The organism is Nostoc flagelliforme FACHB-838 (assembly GCF_014698065.1).
GTDB lineage: Bacteria > Cyanobacteriota > Cyanobacteriia > Cyanobacteriales > Nostocaceae > Nostoc > Nostoc flagelliforme_B.
The window spans coordinates 40,032-65,885 of record NZ_JACJSI010000024.1 but is presented as its reverse complement, the minus strand read 5'-3'; the positions used below and the strand labels follow the sequence as shown (position 1 = coordinate 65,885).

The following is a 25,854-nucleotide window of genomic DNA, read 5'->3' as shown; positions in this document are numbered from 1 at the left end:
GGGCTAGTTTGTCGTAGACATCCCATTTTTTCGGGAATGTTTTGACTAATTTTATTTTTTTTTAATTTCGCTACTAATAAAAACCTTTTGAAAACACAGTGATATAAAATATACTAAGAATAAATACAGAGAATTACTTGGTTATTCTTTGTGATTACTCATTTTTTCATATATTAAGGAGCGCATTATGGAATATCTTGCTTATTCTCACATGTTTATTGCTCAAGAAGAAGCATCTGGAAATACTAAATATAATCTCCCTAAACCTCAATTCAATTGGAAAAAGCTGCTTAAATCTTCGGCTTGGTTAGCCTTAGCTGGCGTTGGTGTATTACTTACTGCTCTCACCCAAATTCAAATGAGTTCAGCTGCTTATGTAAGAACTAACGGCAGTTGTCTACGTATCCGTACAGGCCCAAGCATCAACTACTCTTATGTTGACTGTATATCAAATGGCACAACACTTCCAGCGATTGAAAGGTATGAAAATGGTTTTGCTAGGCTTTCTACAGGTAGATACGTTTATGCCAGATGGATTGGTGATAGACCTAACTATGCTCCTGTAACTAGACCTGGTGGTGTTGGTGGTTCGGTGATTCTTACTCCTGGTTCTAGAGGTCAGCTTGTTAGAGATGTTCAAACAGCTTTAGGTAATCTCAGAGTTGATGGAGTTTACGGTCAACAAACTGTTAGCCGAGTCCGAAGCTTTCAACAAAGTAAAGGTCTACTTGTAGATGGTGTTGTCGGCCCCCAAACTCGAGCCGCTTTGGGTATTTAGCCAGAAGCCACTCTTTGAAAATCTCGTGGTTGAGTAAAGCTAGCACAATGTCTAAGCTAGTTTTTAAGGTTTGTATAGCAGTACACCTGTAGGGGCACGGCATGCCGTGCCCCTACCCATCTGTCGCATTCTTTTTTCAAATTGGTATTACACAGCAAGTTCTTAAGGGTGCATCCCAGTTTTTATTTTTTAATGAGAAAATAATTGTCATTGCGTTCGCGTAGCGTCTCGTAGAGAGGAGGAACGACGTTCGCGCAGCGTGTCGAAGACAAGCAATCGCATGGACTCGCTCTGAGTTGGAGGATTTGGCGATTGGTTCGCTTCGCTCGCAATGACATGCAATAAAAGTGGGATGCTCCCCTTTTAAATCCAATACGGTTCAGCAGTACGTTGATATCTTTAATTAATTGTTCGCGTTCGTGTGCTGATTTTATTTTTAATCATCCGAGCGTGGTTTACTTTTTCTGCCACCATCTCTAGTTTTGCCTAAAGGCATCTCATCATTATCAATTATCCTTATTGTTTTTTGGAGTCCCTAAAGAACAGCGCAAATGAACCCACGCTGCAAGGGGTCAGAAAATCCTAAGTACTTTTCCCTTTAACTGTCCTCAGTTGTACTTGGTGGGAGCAGCCGCTTCATTTGGTGAGCCAATAATTCTAGTCCAGCATCCTTGGCAAAAAATCCGTCTGCTTCTGGACACATTTGTTTGCCATGCACCTCTAACTCATTTTTGCTCATAAAAGCCGTGACGAGGATGACTACAGGAGAACGAGGCAAGCGGCGCTTGAGAGCGGTAACGATTTCCATGCCATCTGTATTTAACTCATACCGAGCCGTAGGTAACACAAAATCGACCAGAAATATATCGTATTGGTTTAGTTCATCTAACTCCCACAAGAAACTAGATACTGACTTATAGGTTGCTATAGCATATTGCTGCTTCAGAAAGCGTTGGACGATGCGGCACCAGTGTTCGTCATCATCCAAAATCGCTAGCTTGTACATGGAGATTCAATTCCTTTTTTGACCAAGAAGACTAATCATATCCAAAAAGGCATCGTAGTCAGTAATGGGTTTGGTATAGCAACTGTCGGCCCCAGATTGGGATAACAAGAAATGTTGATCGGCGGGCATGGTGTAAGCCGTTACTAAGATAATTGGTATCTGTTTACACAGTGCCTTCAAATGGCGCGACAGGATGGAGCCATCAACTTTTTGTCCTTCCCACCTAACTCCCGGCAAATTGATATCCATAATTACCAGTTCTACTGCCCCCACTTCGCATAAATGAAATATCTCTTTTGGTTCTACAGTAATAAATACTTGATGACCTCCCAAACGTTCGATTAGTTTGGCGGTTCCCTTTGCTAGGAGTTGATTGTCTTCAACCAGCAGGATGTTCAATACTGTCACCTCTGATCTGACTCGGTTCGTCGTTTAAAGGCAGAGTAAAACTCACCGTGTTTCCCTGCCCTAACCCAGGGCTTTCAAGCCATATCTTACCACCCATCAGTTCCACTAATCGCTTGCAGATAGTCAGCCCTAAGCCTGTGCCCCCATAGGAGCGCTGGGCAGAACCATCAGCTTGCACAAATGGGGAAAACAGTTGCTCTGAGCTTTCCATCTCAATACCGATGCCTGTGTCGTGTACCGAGATTTGCGCCATTGTCCCAGTACTATCGACGACAGCCCGGACATCGATTTGACCCTCATCTGTGAATTTGAAGGCGTTATCCAGCAGGTTTGTCATTACCTGACGGACTTTGATCTTGTCGGCGAAAACAGTCTCGATTTCACAATGGAGTGTCAGAGGAATTGCCTTGTAGCGGCTTTCGGCACCTGAGAGGAAACATTGCTCTTGTAAAAGCTTTTGCAGATAAACTGTCTCCAAATCTAAGGCTATGCGCCCGTCTTCAATCTTGGCAATGTCAAGCACATCGTTAATTATAGTGACAAGATTTTGCGTCGATTGATAAGCGCCATCTATATATTGGCGCAACTCATCTTCGTCTTCATAAAGGCGCTCTTTGAGCAACTTTAAATAGTTTAAGGTTGAGGCCAAAGGGGTTCGCAATTCGTGGCTGGTAGAAGCCAAGAAGTTGCTCTTGAGGCGACTCACCTCTTCGGCGGCAGCTCGGGCATGAGAGAGAGCTTCGTTGTGCATTTCAACTACCAGGCGTTGCTGGCGTTCCCGGTGATAGAGGCGGTTTTGCAGCACAGCCAGCGATAGGTGAATGTTCAAAGACTGGATGAGTTCCATCTCTTCGATGCTCCAGACGTGAGCTTTATCTTGTTTGAGCGCCTGCCATTGCGCCATTGACTGGCGAGGTCGCTGTTGGCGCTCATCGGCTTCCTCATAGCCTGGCCAAAGATTTTTTGTGCCGATTTGGTCACGAAAGAATGTTAGATACCCCAGGAATTCTTTACCATAATACAAAGGTTGAACAATCAAACCCCGAATCGGTGTGGTCTGGAAGGATTCAATCAGTTGGTGCAGACGCGGTTCTTGCTGAAGATTAATTACCACTCGCAGGGGAGGTTTATCTTTTTGAGTTAAGGCAGTGTCGATGGGAGCAGGAGTTTCCCCTACCTCTTGCCAAAGGGGATGATTTTCTAGTGAGTTTAGTTGCTCATACTCGGATGGAGCCGGTTGATTTCCGTAAGTATAAAGATGGGCTGGTAAAGCCTCATCCGGGGAAGTGAGGTACAACCTTCCTCCAGAACTACCAGAAGCTTTTACTGCTTGCTCTAGAACGTTATGCAAAATCTCTTCAGGGGTCAGAGGCGCGTGCAGCATAGTGGCAATCTGATTAACGATCGCTTCCCTCTGCTGTTGCTCCTGTACCTGACTCAGCAGATTTGCCTGGGTAATTGCCAATGAAACCTGGTCAGCCAGCAATTGCACAACCAGCAAATCCTCAGATGTAATCTCTCTGGGTTCGGCATGATGAGAGATCAACAGCCCCCAGAGTTCCTGTTGATAAATTATTGGTACCACGAATGAAGATTCCACACCCATCTGGGTGAGATAGTCTACATGGCAGGGGTCTACCGGACGGCTTAAGATATCTTCGAGGGGTTGCTCTTGCACTTCTTCAACGGTCAAGTCCCCGGTTGCCGTTGTTTTGGGAGCCGGCAGCGAGTTGAGGATAATTCGCTGTTCGCTGACATTGACAATGGAGCGGGTACGTGCCTTGACAAACAAAGCCCGCGCTTGGGGCGGAATGTCATCAGATGGATAATGTAATCCTAGCAAAGAAGGTAGGCGGTTGGGGGCGCTGGCTTCGGCAACGACATGTCCATGCCCGTCGCGATCGAAGCGGTAAACCTTAGTCCGGTCGGTTTGCAAAAATGTTCGCAACTCGATCACAGTTGCATCCAAAATCTCTTGCAGGTTCAGCGATTGCCGGATGCGGTTCGCCATGCGAGCCAGCAGAGCTTCTTTGCGTTCAGGAAGGAACTGATCTTTTAGGTTTCTAAAACCGGAATTTGTAGCCAACTCTTACTCTCAACTTATTAAAATAATTATTTATTATTTAACTAGGCTAGCAATTACCATCGCTAATTTTGCTGGTTCTATTGGTTTAGTCAAATGTTCTTGGAATCCTGCTTGGAGAATTTTTGACTGGTTTATCTCTCCAGCATAAGCTGTCAGTGCGATCGCTCGAATCTCTCCCCCTTGCTCAGGCGGTGGCGATGTCTGACGACAAGCCGCTTCGCGTCTACGAATTTCCCGAATCAGCATATAGCCATCCATTTCTGGCATCCCAATATCACTTAAAATAATATGTGGTTTCTCAAGTGCAAAAGCTTCTAGTGCAAGCGATGCTGAAGCGAAGGCACGCACAGAGGCACCATACTGTTGCAGGGTAAAAACTATTAGGTCGCGGGTGTCAACTTCATCATCCACAACTAGCACATTTACCCCCTGGAGATTAGGGGAACCGTCAGTCAAACCCTTGTCTTCACTGGTTTGAGGCTCGACATTCTTGATAGGTAACAACACAGTAAAGGTGGCACCTTTATTTTCTCCCTCACTTTCTGCTTGGACTGTTCCACCGTGCAGTTCAACGATTTGACGGACGATCGCTAAACCAAGCCCCAAGCCGCCAAAGCTTCTTGTTGTGGTATTGTCAGCTTGACGGAAGTAATCAAATACGTAAGGCAGAAATTCTGGGTTGATGCCTTTACCCGTGTCACTCACTTGAATTTCCGCTTGTGTACCCACGCGCTCAAGTCGAATTTCCACCTCACCCCCAGCCTCTGTAAACTTAACGGCGTTAGAGAGCAAATTCCAGACGACTTGCTGCAAGCGACTGGGATCGCCCAAAACTTGCCCTACATCCGGTGCAAATCTTGTCTTGAGTTGAATTGACTTAGCTTGAGCCGCTAAACGCACGGTATCAAGGGCCACTTCAATAACGGCGGACAGGTCAACAGAACTGATCTTCAGGCTGAGTTTTCTTTGAAGTATGCGGGAAACATCCAGTAAATCTTCCATTAGCTGAGACTGCAACTTGGCATTGCGCTCAATGGTTGCTAAGGCATAAGCTGTCTTTGCTTCATCAAGTTTGCGAGTTTGCAGAAGTTTAGCCCAGCCCAAAATTGGATTGAGGGGAGAACGCAGTTCGTGAGATAGAACAGCGAGGAACTCATCTTTGAGACGATTAGCTTGTTCAGCTGCATTTTGTGCCGCTTCGCTAACGACACGGGCGGCTTGCTCACGCCGTGCAGATTCTTCGGCTGCTTGACGGGCGTTGCTACTGTAAATAGCGGTGGCTGTAAAATTTGCGAAACTGGTCATCAGTCGCAAGTCTTCTCGATCAAACTGCCGATCCTCATTGTGAGATACAATCCAAATCGTGCCAAGTGGTTGATTGGCAATCAATAAAGGAACCACCAGTATCTCAACGATTGTTGGCTGAAGCTGTTGCAAGAAGGTGAAATACCGTTCGGGATAGGAATACAGCAAAGGGGCTTGACGTTCTAGGCAGATACCGCAGCAACTAAAACTGTAAAGGGTGGCTGTTTGTTCAGATGCTTCTAACATCCCGGCAAGTGTGACCCAACGGCAAATATCTTCCCCGTTCGGAGTCACCTCAAGTAAGCTGACACCCGCTGTTTCTGCCCGACACAGTTGAGTAATTATTTTTACAAGCTTTTGGAGCAAAATTTGAGGCTGCTCAACTAGTTGCCCTATCAGGGTATGAAGTGCATCGTTTTCTTGCTTGAGGTCAGTGGTTCTGGGTATTCTACGAGACAATTCTTCAGTGATGAGAATATCCTCTAAATATATTTGCTCCACTTCCTCATTGGTCATTACACTACTCCGCTTCTAAGAAATATTGTCTCAGCAGATCCTGTCCAGATTCACCCAAGTTTCGTAACATTTATTGAATTTTTATCAAGAAAAAATCAAAATTCAGAATTAATTCTGAATAAAAGGTTTTATACATTCGCCTAATAAGGACAGTCTACAATTTGGTGGTAGTATAAAATCCTTTTATTCTCAATCCTGGATTTTGGCCAAGCCCTCTGAGCAAGGTAGGAGGCAAGAGTAAAGAAAAATTTTTCGGAAAGCCTTTTCCCAAAATCTAATTGGGCACGGGCCGCCATACCTCTGGTATGGCGGCCTCCAATACACTTACGGACTCGCAATCTTACGCTATCAGTTGTGGTTATAATCCCCCATTGATTGTTCTTTTTAGCATAGATGCCCCCGGTTTCTTTTTTGGCTTTCTTTTATTTACACAAAATAAAGACTACGACAAACGATGTACTCTTGATACTTCTTGAGGGAAGATTTCGGAAGTTCTTGATAATACCAGCACGGATTTTTAATTTTAAAGCCAATGTTGAAATTAATTTACATCCACCAGATTAAGTAGGTCGGCACAATTAAATCGAACTATATAAAATTTTGTATGGGTAAGGGGAAAAGGTTAAAGGGTAAAGGTTTTTTCCTTTTCCCTTTACCCTTCTTAATTTAGTTGTGTTTTTTAGCGCTCACTTACTTAATCAACACAATTGACTTACCTTAGCCGCAAGTTCTGCGGGGTTCATCTGCTCGTAATGTTCAAAAGGTTGATGAATCCAGGGGTCGTCAGGCAGATAATCAACATAATAATTGGGTGCTATAACTGAACAGGCTTTATACCAAAGAACGGCGGTGCGAATTTCTTCAATGGGGAAATCAGTATTTTGCTTAAGCCAAGGTATAGTCTGCTGGAGTGTGATGCCAGAGTCTACCAAATCATCTACTAAGAGAATGCGCGAACCTAAGTTTTCGGCAGTCATCGTTAGGTGGCGGGAGAAAATTAAATTATTTCTTTCAGTGCCACTGTAAGACGAGGTTGCTAAAATTGCCAGAGGCTGCTGGTATATACGGGAGAGAATATCTCCAACTCTTAGTCCTCCTCTGGCAAGACAGATAATCTGGTTAAATTCCCAACCGGATTCATAAATCTGAATAGCCAGTTGTTCGATTTTTTGGTGATAATCTGACCAAGAAACATAAAGGTCTGGCATAAGTCTAACGGGAGTGGTAGATAGCTAGTATTGAAGGCGATCGCAGACTTTTTATTTTAGTATGAGTGCAAAGTTTTATGAATGATTCTACTGCTGATGGTGATAGCCAACGAAATCCTCTTACTGAAAAACTCGACTTAAAAACAAAGCTGGCTTACGGTGCAGGAGATTTAGGCCCGGCAATTACCGCAAATATCTCTGTCTTTTATCTACTGATTTTCTTTACCAATGTCGCTGGTATCCCTGCGGGTTTAGCTGGCACTATTTTGATGATTGGCAAAGTCTGGGATGGGGTAAATGATCCGCTTGTCGGGTTCCTGACTGATAAAACGAAATCTCGGCGTTGGGGCCGTCGTCTTCCTTGGATGTTTTATGGAGCAATTCCCTTTGGAATTTTATTCTTCTTGCAGTGGATTGTACCGCCATTTAGTGCAAATCAGAGTGAGAATATTTGGCCGCTGTTCTGGTATTACGTAGCGATTGGGGTGCTATCTCAAGCGTTTTACACGGTTGTGAATTTGCCTTATACGGCGATGACTCCAGAACTAACTCAAGATTACGACGAACGCACCAGCCTTAACAGCTATCGCTTTACATTTTCCATTGGTGGCAGCATTCTGTCATTGATTTTAGCGCTAATTATTTTTATCAAAATTGCCGATCGCCAACAAGCATATCTAGTTTTAGCAGCAGTTTGTACTGTAATTTCGATTTTAGGATTATATTGGTGCGTTTTTGGAGTCCGCGATCGCATCTTGGCTTTTGAGGCTAAACGCATCCTAGCCGAGGAACCTGCATCTCTCCCTTTCGGCGAACAGCTAAAAATAGTCTTCAGCAACCGACCTTTTTTATTTGTTATTGGTATATATCTTTTTTCTTGGTTAGCTGTGCAGATTACAGCCAGTATTATTCCCTATTTTGTAGTCAATTGTATGGCCCTTAAAGAATCAGATGTGCCCACAGTGCTGATTGCAGTCCAAGCAACTGCCCTGCTGATGCTATTTGTCTGGGGTGAGTTGAGTAAAAAAGTTGGGAAAAAAGTTGTTTATTTTCTGGGAATGAGTTTGTGGATAATAGCCGCCGCCGGACTATTTTTCTTACAGCCTGGTCAAATAGTTTTGATGTATGTGATGGCTGTGATGGCTGGTATTGGTGTCTCCACAGCTTATCTAATTCCCTGGTCGATGATGCCAGATGTGATTGAATTGGATGAATTGCAAACTGGACAACGCAGAGAAGGCATTTTTTATGGCTTCATGGTTTTGCTACAAAAATTTGGTTTAGCTTTCGGGCTGTTTTTGGTGGGAAATGCTTTGCAAATATCCGGTTTCAAAGAATCTGTAGCCGGAAGCCCACTACCCATCCAACCTGAATCTGCACTGTTTGCGATTCGCATTGCTGTTGGGCCTATACCTACAGTTTGTTTGCTTTGTGGCTTAGTTTTAACGTATTTTTACCCAATTACCCGCGAGATGCACGCAGAGATCATGCTGAAACTTAAAGAACGGCAAGAGAAGAGGGGAAGTTGAGGGGGTGGGGAGTGGGGAGGCAGAGGGGCAGGGGGAAATTTTGGAAGTTGCTAGTCATCGCCCAAATATGCAATCCCAGATTTTTGTGTTATGGCAACCGCTAAGGCGGTTAGGACGCAAAATGTGGCACAGCTAACGACAAACATCTCTCTACTCAATGCCCAATGCCTAATTTCTTGTATTTGCGATCGCAAACTAATTTAACCTAAATATATGCCTTTAGCAGAGGTAAATTTAAATCGATATTTTATTAAATAGTAAGTATCAGGAACGATTGAACTCAGTCTCAAATCCACTTGCAATCGCCTTGTAAATTTGTCAGTTGCTTATTCTTACAACAAATTTGGCTTTACGGGACTGATTGTAAATCCTTCTAGATAAAGTATCAAAAGTTTTCTGTCTCCGCTTAATATAAAGCTCTTTTGCCTCATTTCAAATCTTAGAAATTAGGCAATTTTCTATGTAGCAATAGTTAATTCAAATAGTTAAACTCTTTACTGACACTGTTTTCTCAGCTTCATGTACCGTAATTTGTGCCAGCCCAAACTGTTCAATTACGGCTGCATTCGTCGTCAAATGTCTACTCACTTCAGCCACCCGGTAATGACTTTCTTGCGACGCTAAAGCAGCTGGCAATAATAACTGATCTGCTAAATGTTCATCCACTGCTGCACCGGTGTGATGAAACTCAAGTAGTTGCTGACAAGCAATTTCTGCAACTGTCTCCGCCGATAACCGCAAACGCCCAAATCCACCAAAACCAGTCAAGCTGTTCTCATACTCAGCAGTTAGGAAAATACCCGCTCCAGGTGCTATACCTCTTTCTCGCAAGGCGTGTACAGCAACTTTCAAATGGGCTTCCCGTAACAAATTTTCCGCCCGATTCGCCATCCGTTGGGGAATATGCGAAGGCAGTTCCGTTACCACTGCTAACCCCCGCACCTGTTGTAAATCTCCCCGTTCCAACAAGTCGATTCCATTGAGTTTACCACCGCCATGCACCTGTAACTCAACCTCTCCCCCACCTTGAGGAAACCACCCCCAAGCGCCTAACTTGACTTGTGCCTCTACACCCATGCGTTGTAATATCGGTAGATAAACTTGCTCAATGTACGTCACTGTTGGGCTAAAGTTCACATGAGTTCCACCCTTTAGCGTTATCTGGGAATTGCCAGATGCTAGTGCCAAAGGTAAAAGAATTGTCTGTAAAACTAGAGCGATCGCACCGGCAGAACCACCAACTTGTGCTTTACTAACATCAAAGGTATAAGTTCCAGCTTGCACAGCACTACCTGGGATGAATTCTAGCAGCATTGAACCCAAAGCATCACCTTGCATTTGGGCATTACAAATCCTCGCCGCAGCCCGAACTGCGGTTAAGTGTTGTGCTGCTAATCCTGGCTTTTTGCGTCCAGCGCGAATGCCTGAAATTCGTATGGGTTCGCCAGTGATGGCGGCTAGACTTAAGGAAGTGCGAAGAACTTGTCCGCCTCCCTCTCCGTAGGAACCGTCAATTTCAATCATGGGCGATTTTGGAATGGTGGATTTTGGGTTATCCCCACGGCTCTTAAAATCAAACCACAAATTATAAACGTCTAGCAGCTAGTTTTTTAAAGACAAGTTACACAAATATACAGAAAAAGTTCTGATTTGCGTTTTTTGTAGTTTGCTAATTTTGAATTTGCAATTGAATAACCTTGCTTTTACCGGGATTCATCAACCGATATGGGTCAACTATTTCCTTAAATTTTAACTGCTCAGGATCAATAACTTTTCTGCCGCCCTCTTCAATAATATACGTGTGGGGATTGGCAATACTCACACCGTGTTCTTCGTGATAGCGAATAATCTCGTTGAGGCGTTCTTCTGTGCTGTAGCGCACAAGTTGCAAAGCACCAGGAACTACCGCACCGTTCACGCGAAAGAATTCCAAATGCATCATTACCTCATCGCCGAAGTGATGATACATCTGCTGTACTAGTCGCAAACTGCGGTCACGAGGAAACATACTTTGTAAATAGGTAATATCGGTATCTACACTCCGGGCGTGTAAGGTAGTGTGGTTCCAGCAAAATTCTCCTAAATGTATACCTTTGGCTGCTTCCTCGGCTGGTTTTTCATAGGTAATTTTACCGCCATATTGCTGCACCAAACCTGGTAAGAATTCCAAACTCGATTCAGCAATTATCAAAAATACTGGGTGAGTCCCTTCAGGAATATACTCTTGTAAGGCATGAAAGTATTGAGGAATTGGAGATGCAAAAACAGAAATTAACTTCTTAATCATCCCATCAGCATTGCCAAGAGCCTGACCAAACTTTGCTGCTGTCATAAAGTCGTCAAAGGTGACAATCACTTCTGCCCAAGGATAAGCTGGCCCCAAGGGGATTTCTACTTCAGTGATGATGCCGTTAATTCCCCAAGCATGATTCACCTTTTGCACATCGTCGCCGCGTAATTCGATCGCACGGGGTTGATCTTCTACAGTTACCACTCGCAGTGCTAGGATATTACCGCGATCGCCTAGTAACCCATATTGTATGGAGCCAATGCCCCCACTCCCCCCAGCAATAAATCCGCCAATTGTGGCTGTGCGATAAGTCGAGGGAGCCATGCGGATTTCCCAGCCGATTTCTCGTGTTTTTTTATCTACCGCCGCCAACTTCACCCCAGCTTCTACCCGCGCCACCCCCGGCTTTACCCAAAGAATCTCTTGCATCGGCGTCATATCTAAAATTACGCCACCGTGTAATGGTACGCATTGCCCATAATTCCCAGTTCCCGCACCTCGCACTGTCAGGGGTACACGGTGTTTCGCGCAGGCGGCGGCAACTTTTAAAACCTCTGCTTCACTGGCGGGACGCACTACAATATCCCCGACTTTTCCCTCTAGTTTCGGCACAAGTACCGGGCTAAAGGTGTGATAATCTTGGGATAATTTTGCGACTTGGGCGGAGTCGGTGATGGTTTCTATGCCTTCTAGAGAATTAATTAGGGCATCTAATGTTGTCATAGCTTATATCCTTTTTTTAACGCTGAGGGAAGCGCATAGGTTCGCAGAGAGTTAATTACTCTGCAAACCTTTGCGTAAACCTTTGCGTTCCTCTGCGTTCTAAAATCTTAATTCTCATGTTTCACAGCACTTTCATGCCACTTACTTAATATAAAGTCAGATAGGGCACTCAAGCTGACAAAAATTAATACACCCAATCCAGTTGTGAGAAATAATGCTGCAAACATCCGAGGAATTTGTAAGTTGTAGCTGGAGATTAAAATCCGGTAAGCAATGCCAGATTTTGCTCCACCAGTACCAGCGACAAATTCGGCTACAACTGCACCAATTAACGCTAAACCACCGCTAATTTTTAAACCACCTAAGAAATAGGGCATGGCGCTGGGTAAACGGAGATACAGCAGTGTTTGCCAGCGAGAAGCTTTGTAAAGTTGAAATAGATTGAGCAAGTTCCGGTCAACGCTGTTGAGTCCTAGTGTAGTGTTGGATACGATAGGGAAAAAGGCGACAATCCAGGCACAAACTACTAAAGCGGCGAAGGTGTTGTTTCTTAGCCAAAGAATGATTAAGGGTGCGATCGCAACTATGGGAGTTGTTTGTAAAATTACTGCATAGGGAAATAAACTGCGTTCAATCCATTTACTTTGGGTGAACAAAACCGCCATTAGTAAACCAGAAATTGCCGCAGCAATAAAAGCAAAGACTGTGATTTGAAATGTAACTAATAATGATGGAAAAAGCTCGTTCCAATCAGCAATTAAAGTTTTAAATACTAATAAAGGGCCAGGAAGAATGTAAGGAGGTAGATGTGTTATCCGCACAAATATATCCCATAGCAATAATGCTAAAACACCAACTACTATCGGTGCCAAAACTTCAGCAGAAATAAACTTGCTCAATGTTTTTTGTGGTTGGGTACGACGGATAAATAGCATAGAAATTCAAAATCTTAAATTGGCGCAAAGCTTATATCTTGCGCTAAATGCTGAGAAAGCTGCCGACAATATTGGTTATACAGCAATGATGTTCGAAAGTCATCGTTACGAGGATAAGGAGCATCAATTTCTACATCTGCTACAATTCGTCCTGGACTTGTCCCCATAACTAGCACCCGATTTGATAAGTACACTGCTTCATAAATATTGTGGGTTACAAAAACCACTGTCCATTGGTATTGATGCCATAAATCGAGTAAATCACCATTGAGTTTACTTCGAGTAATTTCATCCAATGCCCCAAAGGGTTCATCCATTAACAAGAAATTTGGCTGAGTAACCAATGCCCTAGCAATTGATACCCGCATCTTCATCCCACCTGATAACTGGCGGGGATAGTTTTCCTCAAAACCCTCTAACCCTACCAGTTTTAATGTCTGCTGTACTAATTTTTGGCTATCTTGTTTAGACATTCTCGCCAACTTTAGCGGTAAGCGTACATTCTCCCTAACGTTTGCCCAAGGCATGAGTGCGGCATCTTGGAAAACAAAAGCCAGCTTTTTTGCTTGCTGAGATATACTCCAATCAATACTACCAGAACTCGTGCGCCCCAATCCGGCAATCAGACGCAGGGCTGTACTTTTACCGCACCCGGAGGGGCCAACTAAACTAACAAATTGCGACTCTGGAATTGCTAAATTAAGGTTTTGCAAGGCAACAGTACCATTGATGTAGACCTTGCTAATCTGATTGAGTGTGATAACCGGATGCTTACTCATTCATTCCTACAGATGCAATTTGTGGAGGAATATCAAAAGCTTGTGCTTGCAAAACCGGACAGTGCAATTTGTCAACCCTTAAAAGAGGCTTTTTTAACATTGCGCCAAGCTGTTGAGAGTGTTGAAGGGGAAATAAGCTCAGATGTTGAGACTGAATTAGATACTCCACTTTGAAAGGTAGCTAAAAATCTGGAGAATAGCAAGGGACTTCCAACTAAAAAAATATCCTATCGCGGTATGGGCAGGGGGAGAAAGAAAAATATTATCTGAGTAAATTGGATAATTTATTTTTTGGAAGTCCCCAAGCGAGCGCTTACTTTTTGTAATAGCCTACCCCTTTATTCACAAATTGCAAGGTGTATGCTTCCTTGTAGTTAACGTTAGATTTAGCAATTTTAGTATTAACCATGCTTTCAAAGAGTGATGTCCACTTGGCATCACTCATTGCCCCAATACCTTGTTTTTCTGCTATATCAGAAAGGATAATTTCATATTCTTTTAATTTTTGAATGCTATAGACAAGTTGCTCATCCGTCATTTCTGGATTATCTTTTTTAATCAACTGATTCCCCGGTTGAGGATTTTCTAAGTAGCTATACCAACCTTTAATTGACGCATCAACAAATCGCTGCACTAATTCAGGGTTCTTTTCTACTAGTTCTTTCTTTGTTTCAATAGTGGTTGCATACGGTTGATAACCATAATCTGCTAATAAAAATACCACTGGCTGAAAACCGCCTTGCTTTTCAATAGCAAAGGGTTCAGACGTAATATATCCTTGTTGTGCTGAGTTTTTGTCAATCAGAAAAGGAGCCGGATTAAAGTTGTAGGGACGCTTTTGATCGTTGGTAAAACCATACTTGGCTTCGAGTAAAGGCCAATAGGTAATGCTAGCAGCAGCAGAGACATAAATTGGTTTGCCTTTAAGATCGGCAAGGGTTTTAATTGCTGGGTTGGGATGTGTAATAAGACACCAAGGGTCTTTCTGGAAAATTGCTGCAACTGTGATTTTAGGAATACCTTGTGCTATGGCGTTCACGGCATCTATGCCATAACCCATGAAGAAATCTACCGCACCCCCCATCAACAATTGAGTACCACTGGCAGCCTGTGGGCCACCCATTTTGATAGTTACATCTAAACCGTAGTCTTTGTAAATACCAGTGGCGATCGCTTGGTAAAATCCACCGTGCTCTGCTTGTGCTACCCAGCTTGTACCAAAGGTAACTTTATCCAACTGAGAATTGCTAGTTGACAGTTGCTTGCTGTTACTACAAGCAGCAATAACGCTGCTACCAATCCAGATAGAGCCATATTGAATAAAATTGCGGCGGCTAAAGCGATGAATTGCTGTTGATGGGGGTAATGACAGATTCATAAAACAGTATGATGATTTCTCCTATTTGCCGTTGTAGCTGAATCTAAATGTACATTCTAGAATCAACTTTTGATTCACTAGCGAATAGGGCTGAATTTCTAAAGCGCGTTGAAAAGCTCGGATAGCTTGACCATACTCTCCTAGTGCCGCATAACACAAGCCCATACCGTGAAGCGCACCAAAATGTATTGGATTTATCTGCACAACCATCTGACAATCTGCCAAAGATTTTTGATAATCACCAATACTGTAATAAAGGAAAGCTCGGCGATTCCAAGCTTCGGCAAAATCTGGCTGGTCTTCAATTAATGCTGTCAGCGCTGTTTCCGCTTCAGCAATTTCACCTGCATCTAGCAATTTTTGACTGCGGTCAATTATTTCCAGCCCATAGATTCCCTTTTGCTGAAACCAGATCCGCCAGATTTTTCTGGTTGCTTTGTCCCGGACTGTTGCATCGGGGTTTTTTAACTCTTCAAGTAAGGAATTGATAGATAAAGAATCCATGAATTTAAGATCAGTGAATATACCTTTGTATTAACTTTCTCACAAAATATATCTATTAAATCATTTTTAAAGTCATCTTTAAATTTGCGGTGATTAATTGCTATTTATGAATTTTCTGTGTTCTTTATTGTATTCAGCAATACGACTAATACCACACTAGACATTTAAGTTATCAAAATAAAGACTGGCTAGAGGTAGTTGACATATCCCTAGTGAGTAATAGCTAATAAAAACATCTCAAAAAATAATCACTATGTAACGATCGCTATTATTCAAGCTCATATCAATATGCTAGAACTGCATCCAGTGATTATACAACTAGGCGGTAATTTGGCTGCGATCGCTTCTCCCAACAAATCTATAGCTAGCTGTGCGTGTAGATGATAAATGCAAAGGTTCTGACGTGTTTAGCTTTGAAGAACAGATTAAAATACGCCCTAGCCCCGATGAATGCACTAATGCTTGCTCCCGATCAAAAATTGGTGCTAGTTTCTATAATGCGAGCGGGACAAGGAATTTCGGATCGATGCTGGAGTTAATGCCATCAGCACGCGTGGAGCATATTGCAATACGCTTGGGTTAGCATCAAAAACCATATAACTGGATAGGTAGGTTGGTTTACAATACGATTCGGTTTACAAAGGTATCTGTTGAAGCAAGCAGGGGGAGAAGAGAAGCAGGGGAAGATAAATAATAACGGTTTAGTTTCTCAACCCAACCGAGGATTCTCCTTAACCCAGGCGTTATTGGGGTATATTGGTTTATACCGTGGGTTGAAGATGCAGGCAATGCCTACGCTTATTTGCCACAAAACAAGCTAATTACCCGTGAGCAAATGATGATCAATGCAGTCATTAACCGAATACTAGATGAATCATTGATTGACAAATTTTAGCTTAGTAAAATTTTGAAATTTTTCCCAATAAATTCATAGCAAATATTAAATTCATCTACTAACTTAATATACAAAATTTATTTATTTTCTCAGACTATTCCTTGAACATCTACTATAATATTTGATACTTCGGTTCAGAAAGTCAAACGATAATATTACATGATAGCTGCTAATGTTACAAGCTAATATTGAACAATTAGAAATAGAAATATCACAGCGAATCATCAAGTTCTATAATGATAAGCTAGGCAAATCTCCTAGCAAAATAATTTGTCACTTTTTTGATACTGAAATTGTAATTTCTTTAGAAAACTCAGTTACTCAAGCTGAAAAAACTCTACTGAGGGGAGGTTATGCTAATTTAGCTGAACAAGTACGATTATATTTAGATAAAATAATTAAACTAGAATTAAAAAGTTTGATTGAGGAAATTATTGGTAAACCTGTCTTTGACCTCGTGACAAAAACGAATTTAGCAACAGGTCGTACTGGGATAATTGTAGTTCTCAATCCATTACCTGAGCTTTGTAACCCCGAATCTATCCCCAAAACAAATGTCAATAACTTAGCTGAATAATGTGGCGATTGATTACCACTTCTAATTGATTAAAATGATAGGGTTTAGTAATGCAATCATCAAATCCTGTGAGCCTCGGAGAATTATCATCTTGTGTCATCGTTAGAGGTGTTACTCCAATGATTGGGATACTAGCAGTTTTTGAGTCGTGTTTGAGGTCATCAATAACTTGATTTGCACTCGAATTAGAGAGCATCGTATCTAGGAGAATTAAATCTGGTTGATGAGTTTGTGCCAACATCACAGCCCTCACCCCTTGTTTAGTACAAATGCATGAGAAATTTAATGTTTCTAGATGAGAATTAAGAAGCTCTAAATCATGTAGACTCTGTTCTACAACCAAAATTAAAGGCTGTCCATTCATAAGCAGTTAATCCTGTCCAAGAAAGGCTAGGCGTAAAAACTCAACCTATCAGGAAAACCTGGAGGTCTTTTTTCTGGTAAGTGCTTAAGTAAATCTACGAGGTTTTTTTCAGGCGACTAACTAAGGCATCAAATGAATAAGCTGATGTATGATTCATTAGTTTGTCTATCTGCACTAAATTTTAGGAAAAAACATAATAAATTAATCATAATATCAAGCAAATATTAGCATATATGATGTATATAGTTGCCACAATTAACTAAAAAAATCGTAATTTTTTAGTAAGTAGGGGACACTTAAGGGACTTGGAGTTGTGGATTGATTATGAATTCTGACTCCTGTTTTATCAGTCTTACCCAGCAATGCCACAATTGCGTAGGTTAGCAGGAACCACAGGTATTGCTTCTGTTGATCGCTAGAAATTGATTAAGTATATTTAAGCATCAAGTAACTGACGTGCAAAAGCGATCGCCTCTGTTGCTGTTGAGATTTTCCCCTCAGCTTGTGCAACACCAACTTCTCTCAAAAGTTGGCCAATTATTGGCGAAGCTGGAATATCTAATGCTATAATCAACTCCTTCCCGTTCACTAATGGAGTGGGATGAGCGACTAGATCATCAGGGTTCAGGTAGCGGTTGATCAAAGGTGCCAAGACTTGGCAGATCATTGCCTTGGTTTCCTCTGTAATGGCCACTACTGAGTGTAGCGGCTTGTCACCAGACATCGCCTCTACCAAATTATTAAGTGCTACAGCTAGCACTGCTGTAGCGGGAAATACAATATCTGCGTCATGGAACAAAAAATATTGTTCTCGTAATGACATATCGACTACTTGAAACTGCGGTAATAGTTTCAGAGCAGTGGTTACACCCCGGATTTCAGCACGACTATAAGTTAATTTCTGTAGCTCTATTTCTGCTAACTCTGGATCTGGGTTGACAAGGCAAGCAAGTTTGGCAATACCTAACCAAGTGGTTTTGATACTATCGCGGACATATTTTTGTAGTTGTGCCCCTAGTTGTTGCCAATTTTGAGTGAGTAACGCAGCTGCTGTGTCAACTGCTGCTAGTTTGAGCAAGTTTTCACGGGTGGCGTTTTTGAAGAAAGGGGCAAGTAAACCATCTTCCCAAGCACTTGTGATCCAAGGAGTACCCTGAGAATTGCTGAGTAGATAGCCAATTTCTACCCTAACTCGTTCGGCTGCAACTTTGCTGATATGTGATGCCAAAGAACAAATAGCGGCTTGGGTAGTTGGCTCAATAGTAAAACCTAGTTGCGCGGCTTGGCGATAACCTCGCATTAAGCGTAAAGGGTCAGCTTCTAGGTTTGCAGGTGATACCATTCGTAAAATGCCCTGTTGTAAATCTGCATAACCTTGGAGAGGATCGATGATTTCTTGGGTATGGGGATTATAAGCGATCGCATTTACTGTAAAATCCCGCCTGTGCAAATCAACTTCTAAACTATCTCCTTCCTGTTGGGCAAAATCAGCCGTGGCGTGGGGAAAAACTACACGGGCAATTTGTCGTTCTGCATCAAGCAACACAAAACCAGCTTTGTAATGATGAGCGATCGCTCTCGCTACCTTTACCGCTTTGGATGGTATAACAAAATCTAGATCCAGATATTCACGAGTTCTGCCAAGGATCGCATCCCGTACAGCGCCACCTACCATGTAAGCGGGTTGTGGCAAGAATTCCAAGCTGAAAGGCCAATTTTCGGGAGCTAGAGTAGAAGGAACTGATTTATGCATTGTAATAAAAATCAACCCAGCAACTCATGAATAACAGTTGGGCTTAAGTTAGATTAACAATAAAGGCCCCTGGAGTTGGTTCTATTATGTGTATTTGCGTGAATTGCCACTATGTAGACCGATGTGTTACCTATCATGCTGTAGAAGGGCAGCACCAACAGCCTCACTTGACCGAAACACCGAACTTTGATCCCAATGAACCTTCTATCAATGTCAACATTCGGACTAAAGATGATGTAATTGAAATGGAATGGGATGTTGTTGGTTGCCTAAGCTTTAAGCGAGAAACGGGTAAGTGGTCGAAATTGCGTCCTGGTGAATTAGTGCCCACTTGATAGAAAATGCTTGGTGTATCTTACAGCTATTTTCAGGTAAATAGACCACGCGGTAGGGGCACAGCATTGCTGTGCCCTTACGTCACATGTGGTTCTGTAATGAGATTTTGTTCTTCAGCGATCGCCAATTTATGGCATAGGGAGGAGATGTCAGGAAAGTGATCGCTATTAGAGAGTGAACAGCAGGCGAACATTTGCGATCGCCTACGGCGGGCGCTTGCGCCATCGCCTTCTGATTTTGTTGAAACAGCAAAACCTTTACCCTGAGACTTTTGCCCGTAGTTTATTTAATTAAGAACCACTACGTTATATGCTTAAATAAATCACGTTAACTTTATAAAAATAGATATTTTAAGTAACTTTGACAACGGAACTAAAAGACCTAGCAATAAATAAATACGCTTTAGCACTACACACCACCACTCCCGAATTGGGTTTGGCAATTAGTAATTTTGCAGGTGAAACTCGCTCTCAAGTTTGGAATTTGGGGCGTGATTTATCTAGCTTAGTGCATCAATATTTAATTGAATTTATCAAACCGCAAACTTGGGCAGATTTGTCCTTTATCGCAGTTGCAAAAGGCCCCGGCGGCTTTACAGGAACTCGAATTGGTGTTGTCACTGCTCGTACTTTAGGGCAACAGTTAGATATTCCTGTATTTGCGATTTCAACTTTGGCTGCCGTAGCTTGGGCAGAAGCAGGCAAAAGTCAAAATCCAAAAACTATTGCTGTGGAAATGCCAGCACAACGAGGTCAAAATTTTGCTGCTATTTATCAGTTTGAGTCAGATGCTTCTAAACTAAAAGTTTGTTTATCAGATAGAGTATTCACACCAGAAGCGTGGCAGGAAACTTTAGCGAATTGGAACACTAATTATCAGTTGATTCAAGCTCAATCTGGGTTAGCAACGACGGTGACAAGTATTTTAGAATTAGCTAATCTCGATTGGCAAGAAGGCAAATTTCCTAATTGGTCAGAAGCTTTGCCATATTATGGGCAGCATCCAGTACAGGATGCATAATGCTCCTAAACTATTTATAAACATAGGACTAGCACTTTCAAGGTGGGTAAATTTTTGGACAATAATTTCTCTTTTCTCTGTGTTCTCTGCGCCTCTGTGGTTCAATAAATTACTTTTAAACCGCAGAGGCACAGAGAACACAGAGAGGAAAACAGAGATTTTATGGAAACTCGTTGAAAAAATTACAGCTTCTCAATGAGAATTCAAAAATCAAAATAGCCACAACCAAACTGGGAGAGTAAGCAGCAACAGTATAGCCCCAGCAGCTAAGGCAGTAACTGCCAGATCGTGATCAAGGTTGAATGCCTCAGCAATTACGAGTGTAGCAAAAGCTGGAGGCATGGCCATTTGTAAGACAATCACCTTTGCGATCGCTCCAGTTATTCCAAATACTGGTAAAATAATGCCCAAGATCAAGGGAACTAGCAGCATTTTGATTCCCAAGCTCATCCCTACTTGTGGTAGGCTACGCCAAGATTTGAGCAGCGCCAGTCGCATTCCAATTAACACCAGGGATAAAGCTACACCACTCCAAGCAAATTTTTCTAACCAGAATTCCGCAACTGTAGGAATTGTCACCTGCCGAAACAACAAGCCAAATCCGAAACCCCATAGCGCAGGATTAATTAAGATAGCCCTAGCAGTCTGCCAATGATTCTGGACACCACCGCCAAAACGCGCTGCTAGGAATACACCCAGGCCGTAAGTTCCTGGAAATGAACCTAGCAAATCGTAAAATAGCGCCCAAGCAAAATATTCCTTACCTACCATTGCTAAGGTAATGGGAAAACCAAGATAACCTGTGTTACCCAACATTGCTGCTAATATCAAGCTAGCTTGAGTTGGTGGTTGGGGGACAGTATTTCTAAAATAGGCTTGTGCTTTAATTGCTAACCAAGCTAAAAATGCTCCTAGTAAAATGGCTAGGTAAGCGATCGCAGGTGCAATCCAAATTTGCCCCGACAAGCTAGATTGACGCAAAAACGATACTATGCTTATGGGTACTCCCACCCAAAAAAGAAACTGTCCCAAACGTGTAGGAACTGTCACAGGTAGTTTGCGTCCCAGAATAAAACCTACCAGGACTAATCCTCCCAGCTTGACGTATAGTTCTAAAAGGTTTGTCAAAATTGCGCCTAAGAACCACAGATGTAAAATGCTACCTGTTACGTTTACTTTTGTCCAGTGCAAAATCTGTTATGGTTATCCCACAAAAACAGGAGTTTACCCTTGAATAAGGCTGGGTTTTCTGGAAAACCGCAAAACTCATCGAATGACCTTGGTGATGATATTCCAGTGGCTGTACGCGTTACCCCTGATGCAACACCTAAAATTTGGTTGCAACCCCGAATTCTGCTTATTGGGGGAGCAACGGTATTTGTCTTGCTGGGTTTAATTAGCGGTTTTTTGTTTTTCGTCACTGCACCCAAAAAAACCGCCGATTCTCAACCCTTGGTCACTAGTTCTACACCCACACCAACTACAGAATCTGGTAATGTCAACACTCTGTTAGGGCATCTGGCATACCCAGAAGCCCCTGAATCAGAATTAGTAACCATCTCCGCAAATAGGGGCATTAGAATGCGAAAAACTGCTGCCCAAAAGTTTGAGGAGATGGTAGCAGCAGCGCGGAGTGCAGGTGTAATTTTAGTACCAATTTCTGGCTTTCGCTCAGTCAAAGACCAGGAGCCATTGTTTTTTGGTGTCGGTGCCCAGCGAAATCAGACCCCAGCACAACGAGCTGCCCTCAGCGCTCCTCCTGGTCATAGCGAACATCACACAGGGTATGCTGTGGATGTTGGAGACGGATCAGTACCAGCTACTAATCTTCAAACTAACTTTGACAATACCAAGGCTTATCGGTGGCTGCAAGCTAATGCAGCGCGTTTTGGCTTTGAAATGTCATTTCCTAAAGATAATGTTCAAGGTGTGAGTTATGAGCCGTGGCACTGGCGTTTTGTAGGCGATCGCAATAGCTTAGAAATGTTCTACAAAGCCAGAAATTTGAGACCCGCTAAAATATCGCCATAAAAGACAGTAGACAGGAGTCAGGAGTAATTGGTTTTTCCTTTTCTCTCCCTACTCCTCTCCTATAATGGAGGCTGAAGCACTACTTCTGTAAGGTTTGGACAGTAGTATTCAGCAATTTTTTTAGCGATCGCATCTGGTCGGGAAATTTTATCTAGATTGCAAAGTAAAATTACGGTAATTTTGTCGTCAATAAAGCGGGTAATGTTACTTGCGAATCCTAAAATCGAACCATTATGACCAACTACTCGGCGATCGCCATAATTCAATACCCACCAACCTAAACCTGCAACATATCTTAACTTTTCCCAATCACCCCCTTGATTGGGAAAATGAGGAGTCCACATTTTATTAAGGGTTGATTGCTTTAATAGAGTTCCACCACAAAGCGCCTGTTCCCACTTCACCATATCTTCTACACTAGAAAGTTGACCTCCAGCAGAATAGGTAACAGAAGGACTGTAGTAAGGTTTGTTAACGAGTTTACTGTTTGACAACCGATAGCCAGCAGCCCGGTGTGGCACTATGTCACTGGGATCATTCATCACGGTTGCATTCATTCCCAAAGGAGCAAAAATGCGATCGCGCAACAAATCTCCATAAGATTGTCCAGTTACCTTTTCTAAGATCAAACCCAGTAGATAGTAGCCTGTGTTGTCATAGGCGGTAAACTCACCCGGTTGGAATTTGAGAGGTAGATGAGTAACTAGAGCCAAAATTTCAGATTTCGATAAATTAAGATGGGTAATTTCCCAGTAGTTTGGGGCATCGGTATAGCTAGGAATTCCAGACTGATGAGACAGAATATGCCCGATTGTGACATTTTGCCAGGTTAGGGGTAGATAATCGAGATAGTCTGCGTAGTTTACCGCCGCAGGCATCGTATCTTCTAGCGAAATTATCCCTTGTTCTACCAGCATCATTACGGCTGTAGCGGTGAAAGTTTTACCGACAGACGCAATTTCATAAACTGTATGTTCAGTAGCTAGAACAGAGTGTTCAATATTCGCCAGTCCATAACCCTGAACTAAAACAGGTTCACCTTCCTGCACTACTGCAATAGAAAGCCCAGGAATCTGGTTTTGAGTCATTGCGTCTCGAATATAGTCGTCAATCATAATCGGCAACGCTCAGTACAAGTGTCCAATGCCCAATGCCCCACACCTAGTTCCGTCTGCTGTTTTCTGGACTTTTAGGCACTGGTTTCTGATACTTACCTGGATACTTGCGCTGAAAATATTCTTCCATAATTTGTAAGATCATTGGCGCAGCAATGCTACCACCACCACCGCCGGAATGTTCAGCAAATGCCACAATCAGAACTTCTGGCTGTTCAGCAGGTGCATAGGCTCCAAACCAAGCGTGATTTTGCTTAACACGCCCCTTCCACGCTTCAGCAGTGCCACTCTTACCAGCGACTGGGGGAACTGTTGGCTGCATCAAAGTCTTACCTGTACCTTCAGTTACTACTTTCCGTAGTCCTTGACGGAGAACACTTATGGTTGTTGGCTTCATATTTAAAGATTCTCGCCAACTTTTTGCTTCTTCATTGTCTTTAAGCAAATGCGGCTGGACTCGGTAGCCACCATTAGCGGGCACAGCAAACATAATAGCGACTTGTAAAGGTGTAGTTTGTAAAGCACCTTGACCAATTGACATATTAATGCTATCACCTACAGTCCAAGGTATCTTCCAAGCTTTCTGCTTCCATGCCTCATCTGGCACTAAACCTTTTGTCTCTTCGTTGGCAAACTCAAAACCAGTTTTTTTACCAAATCCATACTTGCGAGTCCATTCAATTAAAGTTGGGCCGCCGACTCCGCGACCAATTTGATAGAAAAAGGTATCACTACTCCACTGCAATGCACCGACAAAACCCAATGGCCCAAATCCGGCGTGATTCCATTCACCAAATCGGGTGCCGCCAAAGTTTAAGGAACCGTAAGTTTGCAAGACTGTGCTGGGAGAAAATTTACCTGATTCTAACCCGGCTGTAGTAGTGACAATTTTGAAGGTGCTAGCGGGTGGAAAAGCACTGAGGGCGCGATTAACCAAAGGATGATCGGCTCCTTGTACAGTTTCCCAATCTTTTTGGGTGAGTTTCTGCTTCGAGAAAATATTTGGGTCAAAGGTGGGGTGAGATACCATTGCTAAAACAGCACCGTTCTTTGGGTCAAGTGCCACGATCGCACCGTCGCGATCGCCTAAAGCTTTTTCTGCTGTCTTTTGCATATTTAAGTCTACGGTCAAGTGCAAATCATTACCAGCTTTTGCCTGTTTCTCACCTAAAACCCGGAGTGGGCGACCTGCACCATCCACTTCTACCTGCTGACCGCCCCATTCGCCCCGCAGACTTTTCTCATAAGCTTTTTCAGCTCCCATTTGACCAATCACATCACCTAATCTGTAGCCTTCCTGCTTTTTTTCTTTTAACTGATCGGCCGTCAGTTCTCGCGTATAACCTAATATATGAGCTAGTTCCTTGCCGTGGGGATAGTAACGAACGGCTTCTGTATGAATTTCTACGTCCTTCAGTTCGGTTTGATACTCCTTCAATGCTGTAATTTGCGCTTCGTTCAAGTCACGAGCAATTCGTATGAGTGAAGAAGAATTAGCACCTGCCTCTTCTAATTTCTTTTGAATCTCTTCTTGGGGAACGTCGAGAATTTGAGATAGACGCGCTCCCACAACTGACCATGCAGGCTTGGTATGTGCCATCGGCCACAAATATACAGAGCGAGGATAGCGAGTACTGGCCAAAAGTTTGCCATCGCGGTCAAAAATATTACCTCGTTCTGGTTGTTTAGGGATCATCCGAATTCGATTTGACTCGGCTCGTTTTCGGTGATTTGCTCCTTCAGTAATTTGCAAATATGCTAAACGAACACTGATACCAGTCATCATCAGTAGAGTAAATATAATTAAAAATATTGGCTGGAAACTCCGTCCAACTGTACGTGTATTTTGTTTTCCGCCAAGTGGAGATGGGTTGAATAAAGTCATAAGGCAAAAAGAAAAAACATTTCCAAATTAAGATTATCTGTAAATAACTCTGCTAAATTCTTAGCAGGTATTTAACGCCAAACTAAGTGGCAGTGATTAATTGTTTTCAATAGATACCATAACCTCATTTCCTCCATTGCGTCGCTCAAAGGCTCCATCGTAGAGATGCCACACCTTATGCCCCTAAAAATATACACATAATTTGGGATGATTTATTTTTTGAAGCCCCTACTAGTAGTCTGTCCCATTAATTTTGAGGGATAAGAGAACGAACCGCAAAGGGCGCATTCGCGCAGCGTCTCGTAAGAGTTGGACGCAAAGTATAAGAAGGAAAGAAGAGAAGTTGAAATTTGATTCACCTATCAGAACTAATGGGACAGACCACTAGTGGTCTACCCCATTAATTTTGATGAGTTCGTAAGTAAGCACTTCA

The 25,854-nt window shown here is 42.7% G+C and carries 24 protein-coding genes; 7 read left to right on the top strand and 17 right to left on the bottom strand.

Features of this window, described 5'->3' with window-relative positions:
• The first annotated feature begins 187 nt into the window (after positions 1-187).
• Positions 188-778, top strand: a complete 591-nt coding sequence (locus H6G97_RS14595) for a peptidoglycan-binding domain-containing protein (RefSeq protein WP_190941314.1) — start codon at positions 188-190, stop codon at positions 776-778.
• A gap of 598 nt (positions 779-1,376) precedes the next feature.
• Here the strand turns inward: H6G97_RS14595 and H6G97_RS14590 are convergent.
• The 5 genes from H6G97_RS14590 to H6G97_RS14570 form a co-directional block, all read right to left on the bottom strand.
• On the bottom strand, positions 1,377-1,784 hold the full coding sequence (locus H6G97_RS14590; protein WP_190941312.1) for a response regulator: 408 nt from the start codon (positions 1,782-1,784) through the stop codon (positions 1,377-1,379).
• Between the two features lie 6 nt (positions 1,785-1,790).
• Complete coding sequence (locus tag H6G97_RS14585) at positions 1,791-2,192, bottom strand: response regulator (RefSeq protein WP_338421708.1); 402 nt, start codon at positions 2,190-2,192, stop codon at positions 1,791-1,793.
• On the bottom strand, positions 2,164-4,278 hold the full coding sequence (locus tag H6G97_RS14580) for a sensor histidine kinase (protein ID WP_190941308.1): 2,115 nt from the start codon (positions 4,276-4,278) through the stop codon (positions 2,164-2,166). The genes H6G97_RS14585 and H6G97_RS14580 overlap by 29 nt, the downstream gene beginning before the upstream one ends.
• Before the next feature lie 33 nt (positions 4,279-4,311).
• Positions 4,312-6,099: a hybrid sensor histidine kinase/response regulator gene (locus H6G97_RS14575; protein ID WP_190941306.1), complete on the bottom strand. Its 1,788-nt coding sequence runs from the start codon at positions 6,097-6,099 to the stop codon at positions 4,312-4,314.
• A gap of 698 nt (positions 6,100-6,797) precedes the next feature.
• A complete protein-coding gene (locus tag H6G97_RS14570) occupies positions 6,798-7,307 on the bottom strand; it encodes a phosphoribosyltransferase (protein WP_190941304.1) in 510 nt (169 codons plus the stop codon).
• Between the two features lie 77 nt (positions 7,308-7,384).
• Between H6G97_RS14570 and H6G97_RS14565 the strand changes: the two genes are divergently transcribed.
• On the top strand, positions 7,385-8,836 hold the full coding sequence (locus H6G97_RS14565; RefSeq protein ID WP_190941302.1) for an MFS transporter: 1,452 nt from the start codon (positions 7,385-7,387) through the stop codon (positions 8,834-8,836).
• A 477-nt stretch (positions 8,837-9,313) separates the two neighbouring features.
• On the opposite strand, the gene rtcA is transcribed toward H6G97_RS14565, so the two are convergent.
• From rtcA to H6G97_RS14545, 4 genes are all read right to left on the bottom strand, one after another.
• Entirely contained in the window at positions 9,314-10,360 is a 1,047-nt protein-coding gene (gene rtcA, locus H6G97_RS14560) for an RNA 3'-terminal phosphate cyclase (RefSeq protein ID WP_190941300.1), read from the bottom strand.
• Between the two features lie 145 nt (positions 10,361-10,505).
• A complete protein-coding gene (locus tag H6G97_RS14555) occupies positions 10,506-11,849 on the bottom strand; it encodes an FAD-binding oxidoreductase (RefSeq protein ID WP_190941298.1) in 1,344 nt (447 codons plus the stop codon).
• Between the two features lie 107 nt (positions 11,850-11,956).
• Complete coding sequence (locus H6G97_RS14550) at positions 11,957-12,784, bottom strand: ABC transporter permease (RefSeq protein ID WP_190941296.1); 828 nt, start codon at positions 12,782-12,784, stop codon at positions 11,957-11,959.
• A 14-nt stretch (positions 12,785-12,798) separates the two neighbouring features.
• On the bottom strand, positions 12,799-13,563 hold the full coding sequence (locus tag H6G97_RS14545; protein ID WP_190941294.1) for an ABC transporter ATP-binding protein: 765 nt from the start codon (positions 13,561-13,563) through the stop codon (positions 12,799-12,801).
• Positions 13,564-13,584: 21 nt separating this feature from the next.
• On the opposite strand from H6G97_RS14545, the gene H6G97_RS14540 reads away from it, so the two are divergent.
• A complete protein-coding gene (locus H6G97_RS14540; RefSeq protein ID WP_190941347.1) occupies positions 13,585-13,737 on the top strand; it encodes a hypothetical protein in 153 nt (50 codons plus the stop codon).
• Between the two features lie 139 nt (positions 13,738-13,876).
• Here the strand turns inward: H6G97_RS14540 and H6G97_RS14535 are convergent, their stop codons facing one another.
• Positions 13,877-14,941 carry an ABC transporter substrate-binding protein gene (locus tag H6G97_RS14535; protein ID WP_190941292.1) on the bottom strand — a complete coding sequence of 355 codons (1,065 nt, stop codon included), beginning with the start codon at positions 14,939-14,941 and terminating at the stop codon, positions 13,877-13,879.
• A gap of 21 nt (positions 14,942-14,962) precedes the next feature.
• Positions 14,963-15,445: a tetratricopeptide repeat protein gene (locus tag H6G97_RS14530; protein ID WP_190941290.1), complete on the bottom strand. Its 483-nt coding sequence runs from the start codon at positions 15,443-15,445 to the stop codon at positions 14,963-14,965.
• A 1,067-nt stretch (positions 15,446-16,512) separates the two neighbouring features.
• Here H6G97_RS14530 and H6G97_RS14525 point away from each other — a divergent pair.
• The gene (locus tag H6G97_RS14525) at positions 16,513-16,917 is read left to right on the top strand and encodes a Na-translocating system protein MpsC family protein (protein WP_190941289.1); all 405 of its coding nucleotides are present in this window, start codon (positions 16,513-16,515) and stop codon (positions 16,915-16,917) included.
• Here H6G97_RS14525 and H6G97_RS14520 read toward each other — a convergent pair.
• Positions 16,898-17,281: a response regulator gene (locus tag H6G97_RS14520; protein WP_190941288.1), complete on the bottom strand. Its 384-nt coding sequence runs from the start codon at positions 17,279-17,281 to the stop codon at positions 16,898-16,900. The two genes, H6G97_RS14525 and H6G97_RS14520, sit on opposite strands and share 20 nt — an antisense overlap.
• Before the next feature lie 436 nt (positions 17,282-17,717).
• Positions 17,718-19,034: a tRNA nucleotidyltransferase/poly(A) polymerase-related protein gene (locus H6G97_RS14515; RefSeq protein ID WP_190941287.1), complete on the bottom strand. Its 1,317-nt coding sequence runs from the start codon at positions 19,032-19,034 to the stop codon at positions 17,718-17,720.
• Positions 19,035-19,120: 86 nt separating this feature from the next.
• Here H6G97_RS14515 and H6G97_RS14510 point away from each other — a divergent pair, with 86 nt between their 5' ends.
• The gene (locus H6G97_RS14510; RefSeq protein ID WP_100899275.1) at positions 19,121-19,369 is read left to right on the top strand and encodes a Ycf34 family protein; all 249 of its coding nucleotides are present in this window, start codon (positions 19,121-19,123) and stop codon (positions 19,367-19,369) included.
• Between the two features lie 82 nt (positions 19,370-19,451).
• Here H6G97_RS14510 and H6G97_RS14505 read toward each other — a convergent pair whose 3' ends face one another.
• Positions 19,452-19,622, bottom strand: a complete 171-nt coding sequence (locus H6G97_RS14505) for a hypothetical protein (protein ID WP_190941286.1) — start codon at positions 19,620-19,622, stop codon at positions 19,452-19,454.
• A 108-nt stretch (positions 19,623-19,730) separates the two neighbouring features.
• Between H6G97_RS14505 and tsaB the strand changes: the two genes are divergently transcribed.
• The gene (tsaB, locus tag H6G97_RS14500) at positions 19,731-20,390 is read left to right on the top strand and encodes a tRNA (adenosine(37)-N6)-threonylcarbamoyltransferase complex dimerization subunit type 1 TsaB (protein ID WP_190941285.1); all 660 of its coding nucleotides are present in this window, start codon (positions 19,731-19,733) and stop codon (positions 20,388-20,390) included.
• 210 nt (positions 20,391-20,600) lie between these two features.
• Here tsaB and H6G97_RS14495 read toward each other — a convergent pair whose 3' ends face one another.
• Positions 20,601-21,518, bottom strand: a complete 918-nt coding sequence (locus H6G97_RS14495) for an AEC family transporter (protein ID WP_190941284.1) — start codon at positions 21,516-21,518, stop codon at positions 20,601-20,603.
• 102 nt (positions 21,519-21,620) lie between these two features.
• Here H6G97_RS14495 and H6G97_RS14490 point away from each other — a divergent pair, with 102 nt between their 5' ends.
• Positions 21,621-22,421, top strand: coding sequence for a M15 family metallopeptidase (locus tag H6G97_RS14490; protein ID WP_190941283.1), 801 nt, complete (start codon positions 21,621-21,623; stop codon positions 22,419-22,421).
• A gap of 59 nt (positions 22,422-22,480) precedes the next feature.
• Here the strand turns inward: H6G97_RS14490 and H6G97_RS14485 are convergent, their stop codons facing one another.
• Together H6G97_RS14485 and mrdA are read right to left on the bottom strand one after the other, a co-directional pair.
• Entirely contained in the window at positions 22,481-23,536 is a 1,056-nt protein-coding gene (locus H6G97_RS14485) for a serine hydrolase domain-containing protein (RefSeq protein ID WP_190941282.1), read from the bottom strand.
• A 46-nt stretch (positions 23,537-23,582) separates the two neighbouring features.
• Positions 23,583-25,421 carry a penicillin-binding protein 2 gene (gene mrdA / locus H6G97_RS14480; RefSeq protein ID WP_190941280.1) on the bottom strand — a complete coding sequence of 613 codons (1,839 nt, stop codon included), beginning with the start codon at positions 25,419-25,421 and terminating at the stop codon, positions 23,583-23,585.
• Between the last annotated feature and the right edge of the window lie 433 nt (positions 25,422-25,854).